This is a genomic window from Sulfuricurvum sp., from assembly GCF_031427015.1.
Taxonomy (GTDB): Bacteria; Campylobacterota; Campylobacteria; order Campylobacterales; family Sulfurimonadaceae; genus Sulfuricurvum.
This window is the reverse complement of sequence record NZ_JASJOW010000003.1, coordinates 390,960-410,181: the sequence shown is the minus strand read 5'-3', so window position 1 is coordinate 410,181 and position 19,222 is coordinate 390,960. Positions and strand designations below refer to the sequence as shown.

Genomic DNA, 19,222 nt, shown 5'->3' with positions numbered 1-19,222 from the left:
TGGTAGTCAAGCGGCTTATTAAAGCCACTTTTTTTTGCGAAAGTATATGAGAGGGATAGCGCTGGAAAGTGCCATCAAAATTAAAGAAAACGGATACCCTAGCGTCCATTTCAATTCTGGGATAAAATGGAAATTCATACCGTAGATACTTGCTATCAAAGTCGGAGGCATTAACGCAACACTGGCTACCGTGAAAAGTTTAATAATTTTATTTTGCTCGATACTGGTTTGCGCCAGAAAAAGATTTTGTAAATTGTCCAAAGTATTGTCATCAATAGCAATAAATTCGATCAGTGAGTTGATATCTTTCATCATAATCGAGAGATCTTCTTTTATGGTGGGAGGGAGTTTAGGTGATTTTGCCATTGCGGTGAGAATCCGCCGTTTATCAAAGACCGATTGGCGTACCTTCAGAGTAAATTCCTGAAGAGTAGAAATTTTTCTCAACAGCTCTATCGAATGACTGCCGTGTTCCCATAAAAGTTTTTTTCGGATTTCGTCACTCTCTTTGGAAGCATATTCGAGTAAATCGGCATCTTTATCGATACGAATATCAAAAATTTGGATAAAGATATCGTATCCCGAAAAAAGCTCTTTAGGATGTGACAGTAATATTTTACTCATCATTTCAAATGTTTGGAGTTCACTGTCACGAACCGTAAAAAGGATATTATCCTGTAGAACAAAGCTAACACTTTCGTTGTAGTGTGATTTTGCACTCTCAACAAAAAAGAAGGAGACAAAAAAATAGGAGTTTATCTTAATGGATCGATTGTCTTCCCAGTAACGTGAACTAAGTTCTATCTCTTCACGATCATGTTTTGTGGGTAATTTAATATCAAATAATATTTCAATCCGTTCTATCTCTTCCGCATTTGGCTGAAAAATATCGATCCAAAAAATAGTCTTGGAATCGATAGGTTCTTTGAGATTTTTGAGCGGGTGACTTTCAAAGGAATCATCATGTCGTAGGTATATAGTAACCATAGTATCCGCTCTCTTTATTTACGATCAAGCTTTTCAAATCCGGGGAGAATTTTCCCCTCCAAAAGTTCCAAACTCGCCCCTCCGCCGGTAGAGATAAAACTAAATTTCTCTTTTTCACCCGCTTTTTCAACTGCATCAGCGGTATCTCCCCCTCCGACAATACTAAACGCATAGCTATCCGCAATGATAGAAGCGAGTTTATACGTCCCTTTTGAGAATTGATTAATCTCATAGATTCCCATCGGTCCGTTCCAAATAATCGTGTTAGAGAGTTCAATCGCTTCTGAAAAAAGTTTGAGCGTTGCGGGCCCTATGTCTACGGCATGAAAGCCATCCAATACGTCTTGAACGGGGGTAATCTTTACATCAACGGGATGTTCGATCGAATCGGTCGTGACGACATCAACGGGTAAATAGACTTTTACCCCTTTCGCCTTGGCTTCACTCAGTACCTCTTTCGCCACTTGGACGAAATCATCTTCTACCAATGAGGCTTTCATGTCGTAACCGAGCGCTTTCAAGAACGTATTGCTCATCGCGCCGCCGATAATGAGTTTATCGATTTTCGGCATAACAGAGGTCAGCAGCGTTATTTTGGAGGAGATTTTAGAGCCTCCGACCACGAGTGCAATCGGACGAATCGGTTTTTCAAGCGCTTTAGTAAATGCTTCGATCTCCCGCATCATTAAAAAACCCGCTACTTTGATCTTGGCGTAATCAGCGATCCCGTAGGTCGATGCGTCTTTGCGATGCGAGGTTCCGAACGCGTCGTTGACGTAAACATCACATAAATCGGCTAATTGTTGACAAAACACAGGGTCATTTTTTTTCTCCCCCTCAAAAAAACGGATATTTTCGAGTAAGAAAATCCGCTCAATGGAACAGTGGGTATTTTCTTCTTTGAGAGTTTCGAGATTATCGATAAACTCGATCTTTTTCTCCAATAAACGCTCTAAGCGCTTTTGAATATGGCGGAGGCTAAAACGCTCATCATATCCCCCCTTCGGTTGTCCCAAATGGCTTACAAGGGTAATCGAACACGCTTTGTGATCGATACAATAGTTGATGGTCGGAAGCGCCGCACGGATACGGCTGTCGTCAGAAATATTGAACTGACCGTCCATCGGGACGTTGAAATCTACCCGTATGAGAATTTTCTTCCCCTCAATCTCGATATCTTTAAGACTCTTCACACCGCTCATCGTGATAATGTTACTGATCATAGATTCCCTTTTCTTTGGGTTGCATAGGTATATAGCGCTAATATAGTCCAATGCGGTTACCTGTATATTACACTAGAATAACTTGAACTTAAAAAATCACTACACACTTGTAATCTTTTTATCGTACTATTAGAGCAATAGAGTCCAAAAACAAGGAAGAGCAATGAAAAATACTTTGTTAACAAAGTTATTTACTAAATTATCGGATCTGAAAGAAAAAATGTCTTTTGAAATCGATCCTGAGATAACAGATATCTCTCTACTCAATATGAAACATTATCTCAACCTCCGTAAATATGATTTTTCACAGCTGCAAGATGATTTAACCAAAGTCGGATTATCCTCTTTCGGTCGATCACAAGCTCATATGGAAGCAAGTATCAATGTAGCGTTAGAGATGCTGGCGCTTGCTCTTAAAAAGGAGCTGCATCTTCCAAAACCCCGATTAAGCTATGAAGCTTCCCATGCGATTATGGATAAAAACGCCGAAATATTTTCTACCTCCAACGACAAAACTAAAATCATGATCACCGTCCCTTCCGATTTTACAAAAGATAAAGCGTGGTTTAGCAATCTCTCTAATGAGGGAGTACACCTTTTTCGCATCAATACCGCTCATGATGCTCCAGAGGCATGGAATCAAATGGCTCAATCGATCAAAGATGCCCGATGCGAGGATAAAGATTTAAAGATCTATGTCGACCTCGCCGGTCCTAAAATCAGAACGGTTCTGAAAAAGTCCAAAAAAACGGGAAAATCAAAAAAAATCAAACTCTTGTACGGAGAGCGTGTTTTGATCCGATCCTCCCATCAACCGCTTCATGAGGAAAAATCAAAACACTACGATGCAATCATCGGATGCACACTGGAGAAACTGGGAAGCTTAGTCAATATCAATGATACGGTGTTCGTCGATGATGGAAAGATTGAAATGGTCATTGATGAAATACTCGGCGAAGATATTCTATGCCGTGTTTTAACCCGAAGTGAAAAGGGAGTTTCGTTAAAAGATGAAAAAGGGATCAATTTTCCAAACAGCGATATAGCGATCCATGCGATCTGCGACCATGACAAAGAAGTTTTGCCGCATATCTGCGAATATGCCGATATCATCGGAATTTCTTTCGCACAAACGCCTGAAGATATTGATGACTTGATCGAACAATTAGATCTATTGGGGAAAAAAGGATCGATCGGTATTGTTGCTAAAATCGAAACAAAAAAAGGGGTTGAAAATTTACCCCGTATCCTCGAAGCGCTAATACGATACGGTAATTCGGGGATTATGATAGCACGGGGAGATTTGGCAATCGAGATAGGATTTGAAAACTTAGCCTACATGCAAGAAGAGATTCTTGATCTTTGTACTGCAGCGCATATGCCGGTGATTTTGGCGACCCAAGTGTTGGAAAATAAAATGAAAACCAACATCCCAAGCCGCGCTGAAATATCCGATGTCGCATTTGCCCATAAAGCAGAGTGTATTATGCTCAACAAAGGGGAATATGCCCTAGAGACCATCACCATCCTCACGACTATTTTGAAACAGATGGATCTTATCTTCCGTAAAAATAAGTTGCTCTATAACCCAAGCTTTCAGTGGAAATAGCCCACTTGGATTCAGTAGCTATACATTTTTACATAATACTCATGTGCCATACGGCCTGAATCAAAGGCCGGGATAACGTCTGACATGGCATTCTTCATAATTTGCGTCCATTGCTCAGGTTTGTCGTAATACATCGGAATAATCTCATTTTCAAGCATATCCATCATATTTTTATTATCCGCTTCATCCTGATCTTCAATCGGACAGTTGTGGTCAATCGGCGGAATGGTAAAAGAGTTGATCGTATGTTTTGCAAATTCAGGGTGCCAACCGTCATCGGTGGATAAATGGATAGAGCCGTTCATACTCGCCGTCATACCGCTCGTTCCGCTCGCTTCTCGTGATACACGCGGTGTGTTCAGCCATAAATCAGACCCTTTTTTGAGCATTCTGGAGAGGTCAAGCTCATACCCGACCAAAACCGCCATATTCGGATAATCGTGGCTGATATGAATCAATTCGTTAAACACATTGATCGCATTGGTATCAAACGGATAAGGTTTTCCTGCCCAGATGATTTGAATCGGTTTATCTTTGCGTTCAAGGAGTTTTTTAAATCGGGCAAAATCGTGTTTGATAAGTCCCGGGCGTTTGTATTCGGCAAAACGTCGCGCCCACACAATCGTCAACACGTCAGGATTAAACATTTTTCCGGTTTGATCGGCAACAACGGTAAATAATGACTGTTTAAGATGTTTTTTTCGACTGATTATTTGGTAATCTTCGTGGTCATCCAATGCGGCCAAGAGGGCTTTGTCTGTCCAAAAACGGCGATTTTGTGCATTGGTAATGTAGATGATTTCAGATCGCCCCTCACAATCTTGCCACATACGATTTGCCACTTCGCCATGAAATTTTGATACTCCATTGGTGATTTTGGAAGCACGCAGCGCACCTACGGTAAGATTAAAATCATGATCGTTTTCCATCAGCATAATGGAGCGAACCGTCTCCAAATCTAACCCGTTAAAAAATCCGAATTTATGGAGAAGATCAATATTATGCTGTTCATTTCCCGCGTCTTCAGGGGTATGTGTCGTAAATACCACCCGTTTTTTTACCTCTTCCATATCACGATATTTTGCATACAGTTCAAATACAAGCGGTAATGCATGTCCCTCATTCATGTGATAAATGTCAATTTTTTGCTTAAGCGCTTCGAGAACTTTCACCCCGCCGATCCCTAAAACGATCTCTTGAGAAATTCGGGTCTCTTCGTTCGCATCATAGAGTTTATGGGTAATCGTCCGCGCTAAAAAATCATTTTCGGGGATATCGGTTGAGAGGAGAATCAAAGGAGCTGATCCGAAAATATCAGGCGACAGATAAAAAGCTTTAATATGCACTTCCTGCGAATGGATCATCACGGTTGCCTGTATTCCCAAATCTTTGAGAAAGTAGTAATGTTTACGAACAAATTCGGCTTTGAGACTCCGATCGGGACTGCGTGTCTGATCGTAATAGCCAAAGCTCCATAAAATACCGACACCTACAATATTCTGACGTAGATCATACGCACTTCGCATATGTGAACCCGATAAGAAACCAAGGCCGCCCGAATAGGTTTTAAGCCCTTGATGAATCGCAAATTCCATTGAAAAATAAGCGACGCTTTTTGCATATTTCGAGTCGTATTCGTAATCGTGTAAAATCATTTTTGCTTCTTTACTATCATTATTCTCATCATTATTCCCTACTAATCCTTAACGATTTGCTTTAGGTAAAGTACGCCAAGCGGCGGAAGGGTCACTCTTAGTGTATGTTCTCGTCCGTGCATCGGATATTGCACCGAGTGTAATACCCCTGTATTTCCGATATTCCACCCCTCATAATTAGAAGAGTGTGAGTTAAAAATCTCCACATATTCCCCCTCATTCGGAATACCTATCGGGAAATCATTCCGTGTCTCATCCGAAAAATTGCATACCACATAGATATTTTCCAGCGGATTATCACTTTTACGGATAAAACTGATGCAATTATGGGAGTAGTCACGATCATCAATCCACTCAAATCCCTCACGCTTCTCATCATACAGATGCAAAGCAGGCTCTTGTGCATAAAGGGCGTTGAGGTCGGAGACCATTTTTTGTAGCCCGCGATGAAGAGGGAAATCGAGTAGATGCCAATCAAGCGAGCGCTCAAAATTCCACTCCGCAAACTGGGCGATTTCTCCCCCCATAAAGAGAAGTTTTTTACCCGGATGCCCCATCATATAAGCAAATAGCGCTCTGAGATGGGCGAATTTTTGATTGGTATCCCCCGGCATTTTATTGATCAGGGAACCTTTCATGTGGACGACCTCATCATGACTCAGCGGGAGCATAAAATTCTCATCAAATCCGTACCACATGCTAAAGGTGAGCTGATGATGGTGATGCTGGCGATAAATCGGATCAAAACTCATGTATTTGAGCGAATCGTGCATCCACCCCATGTTCCATTTAAACCCGAAACCGAGCCCTCCGACATCGACGGGACGCGTTACCATCGGATACGCGGTTGACTCTTCGGCTATCATCACAATATCGGAAAATTCTCCATAGAGGCTGACATTGAGTTTTTTCAAAAACTCAATCGCTTCCAAGTTTTCATTCCCCCCGTATTTGTTGGGAATCCACTCCCCTTCTTCGCGAGCATAATTAAGATAGAGCATTGAAGCGACCGCATCGACACGAATACCGTCTATATGATAATAATCACACCAAAACATCGCCGAGCTGATTAAGAAAGATTGTACCTCATTACGTCCATAGTTGAAGATGATACTTCCCCATTCGGGATGGTACCCTTGACGCGGATCATCGTGTTCATAGAGTGCGGTTCCATCAAAGTTAATCAACCCGTGCATGTCCACCGCGAAATGCGACGGTACCCAATCCATAATCACACCGATACCGTTTTGGTGCAGGGTATCGATCAGGTACATCAAATCCTGCGGTGTTCCAAAACGTGCGGTTGCCGCAAAATACCCTACGACTTGATACCCCCATGATCCAAAATAGGGATATTCGCTCAAAGGCATAAACTCGACATGGGTATAGTTCATCTCTTTTAGATACGCCACCAATTCAACCGCAAGTTCTCGGTAGGTGAGAAAACGGTTATCCTCTTCCACTTTACGTCTCCAAGAGCCTACATGCATCTCATAAACACTGATAGGAGCATTATGGGCATTATGGCGGTGACGCTCACTCATCCATTCGCGATCACCCCATGGATATGCTTCTAAACTCCATACACGTGATGCCGATTTGGGAGGTTCTTCCGCATAAAACCCGAACGGGTCACTTTTATCATGAACGATATTGTGAAACTTCGAGACGATATGGTATTTGTAGGTAATCCCCTCCTCTACCCCCTCTATAAATCCTTCCCATATCCCTGATTCATCTGTACGCAATACAAGAGGGTGAGAGTCGGTACTGTAGTTGTTAAAATCGCCTCTTACACTGACATACGCCGCATTAGGTGCCCAGAGCGCAAAATAGATTCCTCGAACCCCCTGATGCTCCATAGGGTGAGATCCCAATTTATTGTAGAGCTTGGTATGCGTCCCTTGTTTAAATAAATAGACGTCCAGCTCGCTCAGCCGTGAGAGCGTATACGTTATGGGGTGATGTTGGATACTCATTCTCCTCTTCTCCCTAATTTAATTCTCGTATAGAGGGCTTCATACTCTTTTGCCGCACCGTCCCAATCAAACCGTCGCTCCATTGCGTTACGCTGCATTTGTTGAAAACCTTTTGGGTCATTGTACCATGTGTAAACTGCCCATCCCACCGTATTGATCAGCGCATCGGGTGTCGCATCGTAAAATTTGAATCCCGTTCCGTGTTGAGAGTCATTATGATAGTTTTCAATCGTATCATCGAGTCCCCCCGTTGCACGAACAATAGGGAGAGTTCCATAGCGGAGCGAATAAATTTGATTCAACCCGCACGGTTCAAAGAGTGAGGGCATCAAAAACAGATCGCTCCCCGCTTCGATGGCATGTGCCAGATCGTTGCGATACCCTATATAACATCCGAATTTCTGAGGGTAACGTCCTGCAATATCGCTAAAGAAATGCTCTGCCCACTTCTCCCCTGCGCCGAGAAGGACAATCTGTATCTCCATATGCATCAGTGCATGGATTGCATGGGCAATCAACTCAATCCCTTTTTGCTCTACCAGTCTCCCCACCAATCCGATCACAGGAACCTCATCACGTTGCGGAAGACCAAAACGCTCTTGCAAAGCTTTTTTACAAACTTTTTTCCCCTCCATCGACTCCGTATCAAACGTTTGAGCAATGAACGGATCAATACTCGGACTCCACTCCTCATAATCGACACCGTTGAGGATACCGTGCAGTTTATACGCATTGCGATCAATCAAATGCTCCATCCCCCATCCAAATTCCGCCGTCCGTATCTCCTGAGCGTATTTACGACTCACCGTACTGATAACGTCGGCATGGACGATCCCCCCTTTGAGGAGATTAATCCCGTCATACTCTTCAATCTCATTGGCATTGAAATGGTCCCATCCGATATCCAAAATCTCCATCGCTCCTTTGTAAAATCGACCCTGATGTTGGAGATTATGGATGGTTAGAAGCGATCCCGTATAGGCGAAATCGCCATCATAGGCATAGTGGGTATTAAGCATTATAGGGATCGCTGCGGTATGCCAATCGTTTGCGTGGATCACATCGGGATGAAAGCGAATTTTTTTGGCCAGTTGCATCACCGCGCGCGAAAAGAAGAGAAAGCGGTTGTCATTGTCAATATAACTGTAGCCGTTCTCCTCATACAATCCGCCCCGTCCGAAAAATCCCTCATGGTCGATAAAATAGACGGGAATATCGGTGCCGGGAAGTAACCCCTCATACACCCCTCCCCATATCTCTCCCATAGCCCCCATCGGAACACCGAGGCCTCCCTCCAAAAATCTCAATCCGTATTTTTCACGATCAACGATATAGTAGCGCGGCATAACAATGCGCACATCATGTCCGAGTTTCCTAAGTGCTTTGGGCAATGCTCCGACAACATCGGCTAAACCGCCGCTTTTAGCATAAGGGACTACCTCTGATGCGGCGATTAAAATATTTAATTTATCCATGATGTCTCTCCAATAATTTGGCTCCCATCAAAGGAGCATTTTCCAATACACTTATCTCGATTCGTAACCCTTGCAATGCAGGTGAAAGGGCATAGTGTCGTAACTTTTCTCGCAACAGTGTAGCCAAATAGGGATTTTGTTCTATTACCCCTCCCCCTAATACCAAAATCTCAGGGTTAGCTAACGTCACCAATACCCCTGCGGCATGAAGTAACGCTTCTTCAAACTCAGATACGATCAAGCGCTCATTTCTGTCCGATCCGATTTTTAATTGCGACAATACAGGCTCCAAACGGCTTCCGTAATGGCGAAGCCATTTGGCCATTCCCGAACCGGAGGCATAGAGCTCAACACAATTATTTCGTCCGCATCCGCAAACAAGTGGTGTTTCGCGGTAGGGGATATGCCCTATCTCAAATGCCATATTGGCATTCCCTTTTATCAATATTCCCTGATCGATTACCGCCGCACCGATCCCCGTTCCAATGTAGAGTGCCGCAATATTAGACGATTTCCAATACGCCGCTTCGGCACGCAAGGCACAGTTGAGATCATTATCGATCTCCAAAGCGATACCGTAGCGCTGTTTTACTTCCGAAGTGATTTCATATTTATCAATATTAATATTAGGAGCCGAGATTATGACCCCCTTATCTACCTGACCCGCATACGAAATACCGATAAAGTCGATGCTAGGATGCAGTTTCATTTGTTGATCGATATAGAAGAGCAACCCCGTATCATTAGAAGAAACCGATTCTTTGATTATCTCATTATCGCTGCACACTTCACTGCGTAGATGTGTCCCTCCGATATCGATAAAGAGTTTTTTCACTTCATCAGTCTCGTATAGATTTTGATATACGCTTTGGCACTCTCACTCCATGAAAAATCACATTGCATATTGTGATTGGCAATCGTTTCAAAGCGTTTTTTCTCCGTATAGAGTTCACACCCTTTTTTCACCGCCGATAAGAGCGATTTGGACGTCGGTGTAGTAATGAATACGCCAAATCCTGATCGACTCTCCGTATCAAACGATTCGTATTTTTTTACCGTATCGACTAACCCTCCCACTCGGCTGACAATAGGAACGGCGCCATAAGCAAATGCGATCATTTGATTGAGACCGCACGGCTCGAAAAGCGAGGGCATCACCAAAAAATCCGCCGCCGCATACATTCGTCTCGATAACGACTCATCGTAGCCATACGTAAGGGAGATATTACGGTAATCCTCAGCAATACTCTGAAGTACCGTATGATACGCTTCATCACCCTCTCCGAGTAAGGCGATGTTACACTCTAACTCGGCCATCTTCGGCAACGTTTCGATTAAGAGGTCAATCCCTTTTTGGTGGGCAAAACGGCCGATAAAGACAAAGAGCGGTTTCGTGCCACCTTTAAGTCCGAAATGTTTTAGGATATCGATTTTGGAAGCTTTTTTCCCTTTGGGATGCTCATAACACTCAACCAATGCTTTATCCTTTACAGGTGAAAAGTGCTCTGAATCAATCCCGTTAAGAATACCGTGCAGTTTACGGCGATGAAGCTGTAAAAATCCCTCCAAACCGCATCCGAATTCGGGGGTTAAAATCTCTTTGGCGTAGGTAGGGCTCACCGTCGTTATCGCATCCGCATAGACGATTCCGGCTTTCATAAAGTTTACTTGATTATAAAACTCCAGAGCCTCCATCGTGTAGTAGCGCTCATCAATTCCGATCTGAGGCAATACGTGAGGATCAAATACCCCCTGATAAGCAAGATTATGAATAGTATAGAGTGTTTTCGTAGAGATTGTGGGATCTTCTTTGACCAACAGCGCGACCAAAGCACACTGCCAATCATTGAGATGAGCAACGCAGTAACTCTCCCGTCGAAGCATTTCGGTAACAGCATAAGAAAAAAGGGCAAAACGAAGAGCATTATCCTCATATCCGCACTCCGGAGGGCCGTACAAAAATTCTCGATCACATAACAAAGGTAGATAGAAGAAGCGATACTCTCCATCCTCATATCGCGTTCCGTGCAGTTCAACCGCGTAGGTGATTCCCCCCATTATCACTTCAAACGACTCCATCAGTTTGATGTTAAAACGTTTTCGATCAATCGATTGATAAAGAGGCAGTACAACACAAACCTCATACGTCTCTCCCAACGCTTTGGGAAGCGAATGGGAAACATCGGCCAATCCTCCCGTCTTGACAAAAGGGTAAACTTCGCTGGATGCGAACAGTAGAGGTTTTTTATTCATGACTCTTCTCCCGTAATAATTTTGCCGCCAATTCCGGCGTGACCGGATTGATCAAGATGCCGCTCGTCTGCTCAAATCCGCCGTGACGATAGAGGCGCGGCATAATTCGGATTGCAAAACGGTCGACATCGACAGAATCGATCCCCTCGTTAGGAATCAACGAAGGGGTAGATATCCAAAGATTAAAATGGAACACCCCCAATTGCCGTTTTAACCGTTGCAGAGTAGAGATAAGAAGTGCGGCAATCTCTCCTATCTGCTCCTCTTTTAAAGTATCGATATCGCCTCGTTCATGGAGTGAACTGAGTATCACTTCAAACGGATAACCGCTTGCATAAGGACAATAGGCACTAAATCCACCCCTCTTCTCGATGATACGGCTCTGAGTCTCTTCTTCATGCGAGAGGATCGATTCCATCAACGGATGTCCGTTTGTTTGAAAATGCTCTAACAATCGGCGATATAACTCATTTTGCGATTTTGGAATCAAAGGCAATGCGATGAGTTGCGTATGGCAGTGAGCCATTGTCGCACCGGCATTTTTCCCCTCGTTTTTAAAGAGCGAAATATACGTTATCCGATGATCTCTGCGCAAATCTCCAACCCGTTGGCTCAACGTTTTTAGCCACGCAATCGCATCCTCTTCACTCCATTCACACATCGACGTAGTATGTCGAGGGGTATCGATGATGACTTCATGAGCACCGAATCCTTCCCAATACTCGAACATTCCAAAATGGTGATGGAGCGGAGTTTCGATCTGAACCGCTTTAAACAGATTGGGAACCACACGGGTCTGCCAGCCGCTCTCGTTTGGAAAACTCCCCTCACGCCGTATGGCATAGATTTCCGGAGGGGTCATCGACTCATTTTTCTCACAAAAAGGGCACGGTTCGCTGGAATACGGCTCTTTGGCAACTTTATTGAGAGATGACTCGGTTTCATCGGGATGATGGAGCCTCTCCGGTGCTATGACGACATGTACATCGTGCAAACGGTCATAGCGAATCTCAGACATTGCGTATCTCCAATGATCCATTAAGGGCAAACGAACCCTCAAAACGATGCGCTATCGCCAAACTGATACCCTGTACACTGAGATCGAATCCTTGTTCGCTTTGGGAAAGGGTTTTGAGTTTAAAATAATTAATACGGCAAGGCTGATTGAGGGTGATCGCTATCTCTTTCCCTAAAACGGTGTCACTAAGAATAAGAGAGTCGCACAATAGTATCTCCCCCTCCTCTTCGATCGTCCTAGCATTAATTTTCACCGCGTCCGTATCGGAAAAATGGAAATTATATTCTAAACAATAGAGCAAACTTCGCACGGTCTCACTCTCGAACTTTATCGAGAAGTTGAGACAATTTCCGCTAAAAGTGTACTCTTTGGTTAAAAATGCTTCGACTTTTTCGGGGAAATAAAGACCTCCGCGCCGTGAAAATAGGACTTTGTTCTGATTATAATCCGTTTCAAACGGCTGATTCGCAAAATCACCGTACTCCGGAAAGTTGCAATGGCGAAAATTCACGCATCTGAAACGTTCATCACTGATATGATCGATAAATGAGTTTTTAAGATACCAATCATAAATGATCGCATCACGCAAAGAGTCATCGATTTGTACCATTGCGGTATGAATCGTATCTATCCCCTCTTCCGTCGCCGCTGTTTCTTCATTGCCTTGCCCCTCATGGCACAAAGGTTCTAACACCCGCTGATGATACGCTTCTTCACGGCGGGTTAACGTATTTTGATAGTTAAAACATTGATCGCGTACATCCAGTTCTACCAACTGTCCTCCGAAAGCGCTGTCAAATCTCCAAATCAGCTCAGGCGTTACCGCTTTTATCTTCTCATATCCGTCCAACTCATTATTGTATGATTCGATAATACGGGTTGCACCGTAGCGAATATTCTCACATTCGATGAGGTAGCGGTAGGAAGTATCTCTCAGATTGGGCAAATAGAGTCCGCCGAATACTCCATGCCATAGTGAATCGTTGGTTTGGAGTTTAAAAAGTGCGGTGTCAAAATCTTCACGCCCTATCTTCTCTCTGAGCGCAGAGAGTTCAAGCATCCGTTTGTGGATACGGTTGCTTTCGGGATATTTGACGAAAAAATTCTTCCAAATTCCCCCTTTGAGGAATTTTACCCCCTCGCGTTCATACCGATCAAACCCCATCTCCGCTTTGAACGTTTCGAGAGCGTGCGCATCCTCGGCGCGCAGACTCCACTCCCCCATCTCGTAATACGATACGTTTGGCAAATAGGCGATCCCGCGCGGTTTTTCCTCTCTTTTATACTCTCCGAAATGGGATGTTTCGATGGTCTCATCGGCCAATACCGCTTCGACAAATTTTTCCAGCCATCGCTTTTCATAGACCCACGCATGGGTTCCCGGCCACATCCCGAATTTTTCGGCATCATCGAAGATAATCGCCGCAGAGTTTTTCTCACGCGTATAGCTTTTGATAGCCTCTAATGCTTTCTCGACACTCAAAAACGGCAGTGCATAGCGAAGTTTTTTGCTGATTGGAAAAAGAGCGATAGCAACGCCCCCCTCTTCGCTGAGATAATACCCATCCAGTAGTGCTTCATCGAATCCTGCACATTGGAAATGGTAATCGTCCATTACCGTATACTCAATCCCCCCCTCTGCCAAATCAGGAATAAGAGAAGATTCCCATACCCGCTCGGTGAGCCATAACCCCTTGGGATGCTGGTTAAACCGATCCGAAATAGAGTGATTAAGTTTTTTGATTTGTTCAACGCGATCACGTGAGGGGATAACGCTCAAGATCGGTTCGTAATACCCCGCACTGAAAAACTCGATACTTCCCGATTTGGAAAGTTTTTGAATCTGTTTGTAGAGCTTAGGATCACGCTCTTCGATCTGCTCCATCAGCCATCCGCTGCAATGAACACTAAAACGAAACGAGGGGTAACGGCTCATCACCTCAAAAAAAGGTTTGTAGCATACCTCAATCGCATGATCGATTACCCAGCCGAAATTATCGACCGGCTGATGCATATGTATCCCAAACAGTAGTGTAGTTTTAGACATCTCTCTTCCTTTTCCTATACAAACCAGTTGGCGGCATAATGCTCATCCAGATTAATACACAATGCGCCGTTGCCGGGCATCGTCTGAACTATTTGCGTATTGCGTACCAATTCAAAGCGTAAATGAAACAACCGCATATCACCGAAATGGAGCCGTGAAATCGCAATTTCGAGCCGCTCATCAATAGCTACCGTATCTTTTTCAGGCGACGTTAGATTTTCCAAATCATACTCCAGCGTCTCGCCGTTCTCTTCGAGGATTACCAGTAGTTTTAAACCGCGTCGATCAACCTGTGCGATCTCCCCCTCAAACGCGACATAGATCGCTTTTTTATCATGTCCGTAATAGAGGATATCGATAGGGCCGCGTACTCTATCCATGGTTGAGTAGAGCTTTCGCTCATCCATACTTCCGCATCCGAGCCACTCAAAAAATGAGGAGTATTTCCCGTCAATCACGGGTGTGAGCGAAGATGAGGGTTTCACCCAAAACGCAGAAGCGGTGTTCATTGAGATAATTGCCTGAAACAGGTTTGCAGGGGGTGCTATCCCTAACAAATCGTAAATCGCGATCAAGCGCCCCCGAAACAGCAGATCAAATTCGCTCGCGAAATCACTCGCATGATCATCACCGTACCACCAAAACCAATCACTGCATTCCGAAGCTAAAAAGTGTTCTTCGATTTTCTGTTTCGTCTCTTCACTAACTGAGCCGTGAAAGTTCTCCACATCCCGTTTGGTCTGATAGATCAATTCCCACGCACGATTTTTTTGAGGATGTCCGGACCACGTATCAAACGTCCCGTGAATCCAGCTTCCGGGATGAAGTTTTTCCAGTTTACTGTGGCGCTTGGTATCGGCTATTTCATCCATTGTAGCCGTTTTGCACCATGAACTCATCTCTAAACGCGAGTACAAAGCGTTAAAAAAATCAAAGCCGTTCTTCTCGTAAAACTCCCAGGCATTCTCCCCATCGACGATTACAGATACACTCGGGTTGTCGTTCTCATCATAAATACTCTCAAGATTTTTGAGAAAATGATTTGCCGCATCTTCAGCACCTTTAAACCGATAGGTGAAACCGATCAAATCGCTCAAAGCGTGATCGCGAAATCCGATAGTTATCCCCTCGTAATCGTATGTTTTATAAAGGTTCCCCCTATCTTCATTGCCTAATGAGCGAAAGAGTATCGCTTCATCGGTTGCAATCCATTTGAGATCGTATTGACGATAAAGTTCCACACTTTTAGGATCAACCGCCCCCTCGGCAGGCCAAAATCCACTCGGTTTTTGGTTGAAATTTTGCGAATACAACGCGATTGAGCGTTCTATATGCTGATGCGCGTCCTCCGTGAGTGACATAGCTCTTTGGGGAGGGGTAGTATGCGAATTAGCCGCCACCGCATTCTCCATATCGATCAACAACGGCAAAATCGGATGATAATAGGGAGTCGTCGAAACCGAAATTCGTCCCTCATTTTGTAATCGGGCATAAAAAGGGATAATAGTTTGGATAAAAGCGCACAAGCTCTCTAAAAGACGTTCTTTATCGTTTTGGCTAAAAGATTTCCCCTTTTGCAGCATCTCTTTGACGACGCTGTTTTCTTGGCGAAGATAGTTTCCACACCATGCCACGACAAATACGACCTCCAAATTAATCAGTTCATCGTCGCTGTACTCCGCTTTGCAATAAAGCGATTCATAAGAGGCCATCGGTCTCACCATTGTCTCAAATTGACTTGATTTACACAGTTTAATGAGCCATTGTCGCTCTTGGGCATTCAGCTGTGAGGGGTGTTTACTCCATAACTGTAAAAAATAATCGTATTTAAGCGGATCACGATAGAGTGCCAACTGCTCCATCAGCGTTGCCGTGAGATTGAAGGTCGCCTTGAGATTCGGGTATTGCGTTAGAAGCCACGGCATCTCATAATAATCTTTAATGCCGTGCAAAAAAACCCACGGCATACTCATCACACCGTCCGCTCCGCGATAATCGGGCTGATGCATATGCCAAAAAAAAGAGAGTGTGAGAAGCTTGGAATCCATTAAGAGTGCATCCATTCCTCTATTTTAGCCGTGTAGGTCTGACGGATCAGCTCCCCGTTACTCTCATTTTTAGCTTGTATATAAAGATTGAGTCGATCGCTGTATTGATCGGGAATCATCAAAATCCAATCTTGCTTATCAAGCCATATTTTTACCCCGTCGAGCGTCGATGATTTTTTCCCTTTTGCATCTTCGAGAAACATCCGCATCATCTTCCCTTTTTTCGACTGCGTGCATTCAACATGGAAAGAGTGATAATAAAATCGAGGAAGCGCATCGATCAGTTCCGAGAGTTTTACCCTGTGGCTTACCAGCATTTCCAAAATTTTTAACGTAGCGTACATCGAATCGCGGTGGGTCGAAAATTCGGTAAAAGCGAAATTCCCCTCCCCCGTCGTAACCAAATCATACTGTTTCATCTGTTCGCTTTTAAAATTGGCGTACTCTCCATGCTCGATTTTAAGATGATCAAATCGGACGAAATCAGCCGCCCACGTCGGGAGAAATACCCTCTTCACCATCTCTTTGGATTTGGCCTCCATGTTCAGCAGTGTTAAGACCACAAATAATGAGGCTTGTTTGCTCAACAAAATCCCCTTATCGCATAAAATATCCAGCCTCTGACCGTGCGGATAGATCATAAATCCGGCATCCAAATCCAACGCGGTGATAACCGCACTCATATCTTCGTACGAACGCTTTGTCAGTGTATTGATATTTTCAAGACGCTGATCGTCGGGATGGGCATTAAACATGATATTATCGACACCCATTTCATTGAGAATATCGGGAAAGACTTCGGATGCGACGCCGTGCATCATATCCACCGCGATACGGCAATTGAGACATTTAAACATATGCGATTGGAGCAGCTCCTCCATCCCTTTTTTATACCCTATATACTCTTTCGTATGATCGGAGAGATAAATTTGACCGATTCGAGAATAGTCTACCCGTCGAAACGTCTCTTTGAAAAATGCTTTTTCAACTTTTTTGGCAACATCATTATTTATACGAAGCGCTTCATGATTGTAAAACGTAATAACGCTGCTGGTAGGATCATCTAGTTTTTGGTTGAAATGTACCCCTGCAGAATATTTATCATGATACGACAAACTGCATCGCATGACCGCCGAGGGGATGGATCCGTAATCGATCACGTCCATTCCTGATGAGAGCAATCCTCCTAAAAACGCCCGTTTGAGCATTCGAGAACTTTTAGCGCTGTCACGGGAGACAAGTACCGTTGATCCCACAGGAAGCTGCGCACCGAACGCTTCTGCGAGTTTTGTCGCCATTTCACACGAAAGCTCGACATTGCTTTTCCCGATCACCAATCCGTTTTCAAAAATCGAATTTTTATATTTGCTTCCCAAAATCACGCTTCGGCTGACAATCGCGGCATCTTCGATCACTTTATCCGGCCAGATCGTGACATCTTTTTCGACCGTCACCAACTCGCCGATTTCACACCCTTCCGCTAAAATCAAACCCGATTTGGCGGTTACATTTTTGCCGATTTTATTGTTATTACAAATAACGCAACCGTCGAGTTTCGCATTTTTCCCGATCTCTACGTCATTCCAAATCACGCTGTTGCAAACCTTTGACGATCCGCCGATACTCACATTGTCACCGATAACGACGTTGTTGAGTTTCACCCCTTTTTTGATCGTGACATTGTTTCCGATCACAACGATACCTATGATTTCAACACTCTCATCGATATTATTATCTTCTTCGACGATTAAAACACCGTCGGGATATTTGATCGCTTCGCCGCCGAGGTGGAGTTTGATTTTTCCGCTTAATATATCATCGTACACATCGCGGTAACTCTCAGGATTTCCGACATCGCGCCAGTACCCTTGCGCGTACCCCGCCATCAGATCGATCCCTTTGCGCATCAACATCGGAAACAGATCTTTAGCAAAATCAAAATTTTCATTATTAGGGATGTAATCGAGTATTTCTGGCTCGATAATATAGATACCGGTATTGATCGTATCGCTAAAGACCTCCCCCCAACTCGGTTTTTCGAGAAACTTTTCGATTTTCCCCTCATTGTTGGCGATTACTACCCCGAATTCGAGAGGATTTTCGACGGAAGTGAGGGTAATGGTGAGTTTTGAGTTTTTGGAGGTGTGGTAATCAAAAATGGCTTGGAAATCGAAATCCGTCACCAAATCTCCGCTGATAATAATAAAATTTTCATTTCCGATATGCTCTTGCGCACGTTTCACGGCCCCTGCGGTACCGTAATCATCATCAGGGACGACATAGGTTATATTGATCCCCCACGCACTGCCGTCTTTAAAATAATCTTTGATAATTTCAGGTTTAAAATAGAGTAAAACAATGAATTCTTTTATCCCCAAATCACGTAAGCTAACGATAGTATGTTCCATCATAGGACGATTCATAATCGGCAACATCGGTTTAGGAATTGAATTCGTGAGCGGTTGTATCCGCGTACCAAATCCCCCTGCCATCACAACAGCTTTCATCGGACTCCTTTTAAAAAGAAAAGCATAGCTTTATGCACTAAGCGTACGGTTTAAACTTACTTTTTGATATCTCCTTAAATCATAACACAGATTTAATACAAATCGATCATTTGTTTATAAAACATTAAGAAATGTGATATTTTTTCTCTCCTAGAGCGTCAAATTATTAAACTAGCTGAAAAGATTTGAATGATCATAAATGCTTATAAAATTCTCATCCGTATAGTGGCATACTACTTGCATTCCCTGTCATAGAATGCCTCCTGTTTAATACGTTCGGTGAAGTGATCTTTCGTGATCACTTTCATTCATAAACAGACGCTGTTTATCACCAAAGAGAGATCCTCTTTGTATGAAAGGTTACCTATGTTACGTTTTCTAAAAAGATTGTTTCGATTTCGAAGCAGAAGTACAAAAGAGT

At 43.7% G+C, this 19,222-nt stretch carries 12 protein-coding genes; 1 reads left to right on the top strand and 11 read right to left on the bottom strand.

Annotated features, from left to right (window positions below):
* Window positions 1-18: 18 nt before the first annotated feature.
* Both corA and RMO68_RS07300 read right to left on the bottom strand, forming a co-directional pair.
* Window positions 19-987, bottom strand: coding sequence for a magnesium/cobalt transporter CorA (gene corA / locus RMO68_RS07305; protein ID WP_310440068.1), 969 nt, complete (start codon window positions 985-987; stop codon window positions 19-21).
* 14 nt (window positions 988-1,001) lie between these two features.
* Window positions 1,002-2,210: a phosphoglycerate kinase gene (locus RMO68_RS07300; protein ID WP_310440067.1), complete on the bottom strand. Its 1,209-nt coding sequence runs from the start codon at window positions 2,208-2,210 to the stop codon at window positions 1,002-1,004.
* 163 nt (window positions 2,211-2,373) lie between these two features.
* Between RMO68_RS07300 and RMO68_RS07295 the strand changes: the two genes are divergently transcribed.
* On the top strand, window positions 2,374-3,819 hold the full coding sequence (locus RMO68_RS07295; protein ID WP_310440066.1) for a pyruvate kinase: 1,446 nt from the start codon (window positions 2,374-2,376) through the stop codon (window positions 3,817-3,819).
* 11 nt (window positions 3,820-3,830) lie between these two features.
* Here RMO68_RS07295 and glgP read toward each other — a convergent pair whose 3' ends face one another.
* Genes glgP through RMO68_RS07250 form a run of 9 tightly spaced genes read right to left on the bottom strand, consistent with a single transcriptional unit; the run spans window position 3,831 to window position 18,801 of the window.
* Entirely contained in the window at window positions 3,831-5,474 is a 1,644-nt protein-coding gene (gene glgP / locus RMO68_RS07290; RefSeq protein ID WP_310440065.1) for an alpha-glucan family phosphorylase, read from the bottom strand.
* A gap of 41 nt (window positions 5,475-5,515) precedes the next feature.
* The gene (gene glgB, locus RMO68_RS07285) at window positions 5,516-7,453 is read right to left on the bottom strand and encodes a 1,4-alpha-glucan branching protein GlgB (protein ID WP_310440064.1); all 1,938 of its coding nucleotides are present in this window, start codon (window positions 7,451-7,453) and stop codon (window positions 5,516-5,518) included.
* Window positions 7,450-8,928, bottom strand: coding sequence for a glycogen synthase GlgA (gene glgA / locus RMO68_RS07280; RefSeq protein WP_310440063.1), 1,479 nt, complete (start codon window positions 8,926-8,928; stop codon window positions 7,450-7,452). Before glgA ends, glgB begins: the two co-directional genes overlap by 4 nt.
* Window positions 8,921-9,763 carry an ROK family protein gene (locus RMO68_RS07275; protein WP_310440062.1) on the bottom strand — a complete coding sequence of 281 codons (843 nt, stop codon included), beginning with the start codon at window positions 9,761-9,763 and terminating at the stop codon, window positions 8,921-8,923. The genes glgA and RMO68_RS07275 overlap by 8 nt, the downstream gene beginning before the upstream one ends.
* On the bottom strand, window positions 9,760-11,181 hold the full coding sequence (locus RMO68_RS07270) for a glycogen/starch synthase (RefSeq protein WP_310440061.1): 1,422 nt from the start codon (window positions 11,179-11,181) through the stop codon (window positions 9,760-9,762). The genes RMO68_RS07275 and RMO68_RS07270 overlap by 4 nt, the downstream gene beginning before the upstream one ends.
* Window positions 11,174-12,199, bottom strand: a complete 1,026-nt coding sequence (locus tag RMO68_RS07265) for a UTP--glucose-1-phosphate uridylyltransferase (protein WP_310440060.1) — start codon at window positions 12,197-12,199, stop codon at window positions 11,174-11,176. Before RMO68_RS07265 ends, RMO68_RS07270 begins: the two co-directional genes overlap by 8 nt.
* A complete protein-coding gene (locus RMO68_RS07260) occupies window positions 12,192-14,246 on the bottom strand; it encodes an alpha-amylase/4-alpha-glucanotransferase domain-containing protein (RefSeq protein ID WP_310440059.1) in 2,055 nt (684 codons plus the stop codon). Before RMO68_RS07260 ends, RMO68_RS07265 begins: the two co-directional genes overlap by 8 nt.
* A gap of 14 nt (window positions 14,247-14,260) precedes the next feature.
* Window positions 14,261-16,309 (bottom strand): glycoside hydrolase family 57 protein, encoded by a 2,049-nt coding sequence (locus tag RMO68_RS07255; RefSeq protein ID WP_310440058.1) that lies wholly within the window; start codon window positions 16,307-16,309, stop codon window positions 14,261-14,263.
* The gene (locus RMO68_RS07250; protein ID WP_310440057.1) at window positions 16,294-18,801 is read right to left on the bottom strand and encodes a sugar phosphate nucleotidyltransferase; all 2,508 of its coding nucleotides are present in this window, start codon (window positions 18,799-18,801) and stop codon (window positions 16,294-16,296) included. Before RMO68_RS07250 ends, RMO68_RS07255 begins: the two co-directional genes overlap by 16 nt.
* Window positions 18,802-19,222 lie beyond the last annotated feature (421 nt).

What these genes read in the sequence shown, in the direction of transcription:
- corA (WP_310440068.1), bottom strand. Translation starts at nt 987, where the DNA reads ATGGTTACTATATACCTACGACATGATGATTCCTTTGAAAGTCACCCG.
- RMO68_RS07300 (WP_310440067.1), bottom strand. Translation starts at nt 2,210, where the DNA reads ATGATCAGTAACATTATCACGATGAGCGGTGTGAAGAGTCTTAAAGAT.
- RMO68_RS07295 (WP_310440066.1), top strand. Translation starts at nt 2,374, where the DNA reads ATGAAAAATACTTTGTTAACAAAGTTATTTACTAAATTATCGGATCTG.
- glgP (WP_310440065.1), bottom strand. Translation starts at nt 5,474, where the DNA reads ATGATTTTACACGATTACGAATACGACTCGAAATATGCAAAAAGCGTC.
- glgB (WP_310440064.1), bottom strand. Translation starts at nt 7,453, where the DNA reads ATGAGTATCCAACATCACCCCATAACGTATACGCTCTCACGGCTGAGC.
- glgA (WP_310440063.1), bottom strand. Translation starts at nt 8,928, where the DNA reads ATGGATAAATTAAATATTTTAATCGCCGCATCAGAGGTAGTCCCTTAT.
- RMO68_RS07270 (WP_310440061.1), bottom strand. Translation starts at nt 11,181, where the DNA reads ATGAATAAAAAACCTCTACTGTTCGCATCCAGCGAAGTTTACCCTTTT.
- RMO68_RS07265 (WP_310440060.1), bottom strand. Translation starts at nt 12,199, where the DNA reads ATGTCTGAGATTCGCTATGACCGTTTGCACGATGTACATGTCGTCATA.
- RMO68_RS07260 (WP_310440059.1), bottom strand. Translation starts at nt 14,246, where the DNA reads ATGTCTAAAACTACACTACTGTTTGGGATACATATGCATCAGCCGGTC.
- RMO68_RS07255 (WP_310440058.1), bottom strand. Translation starts at nt 16,309, where the DNA reads ATGGATGCACTCTTAATGGATTCCAAGCTTCTCACACTCTCTTTTTTT.
- RMO68_RS07250 (WP_310440057.1), bottom strand. Translation starts at nt 18,801, where the DNA reads ATGAAAGCTGTTGTGATGGCAGGGGGATTTGGTACGCGGATACAACCG.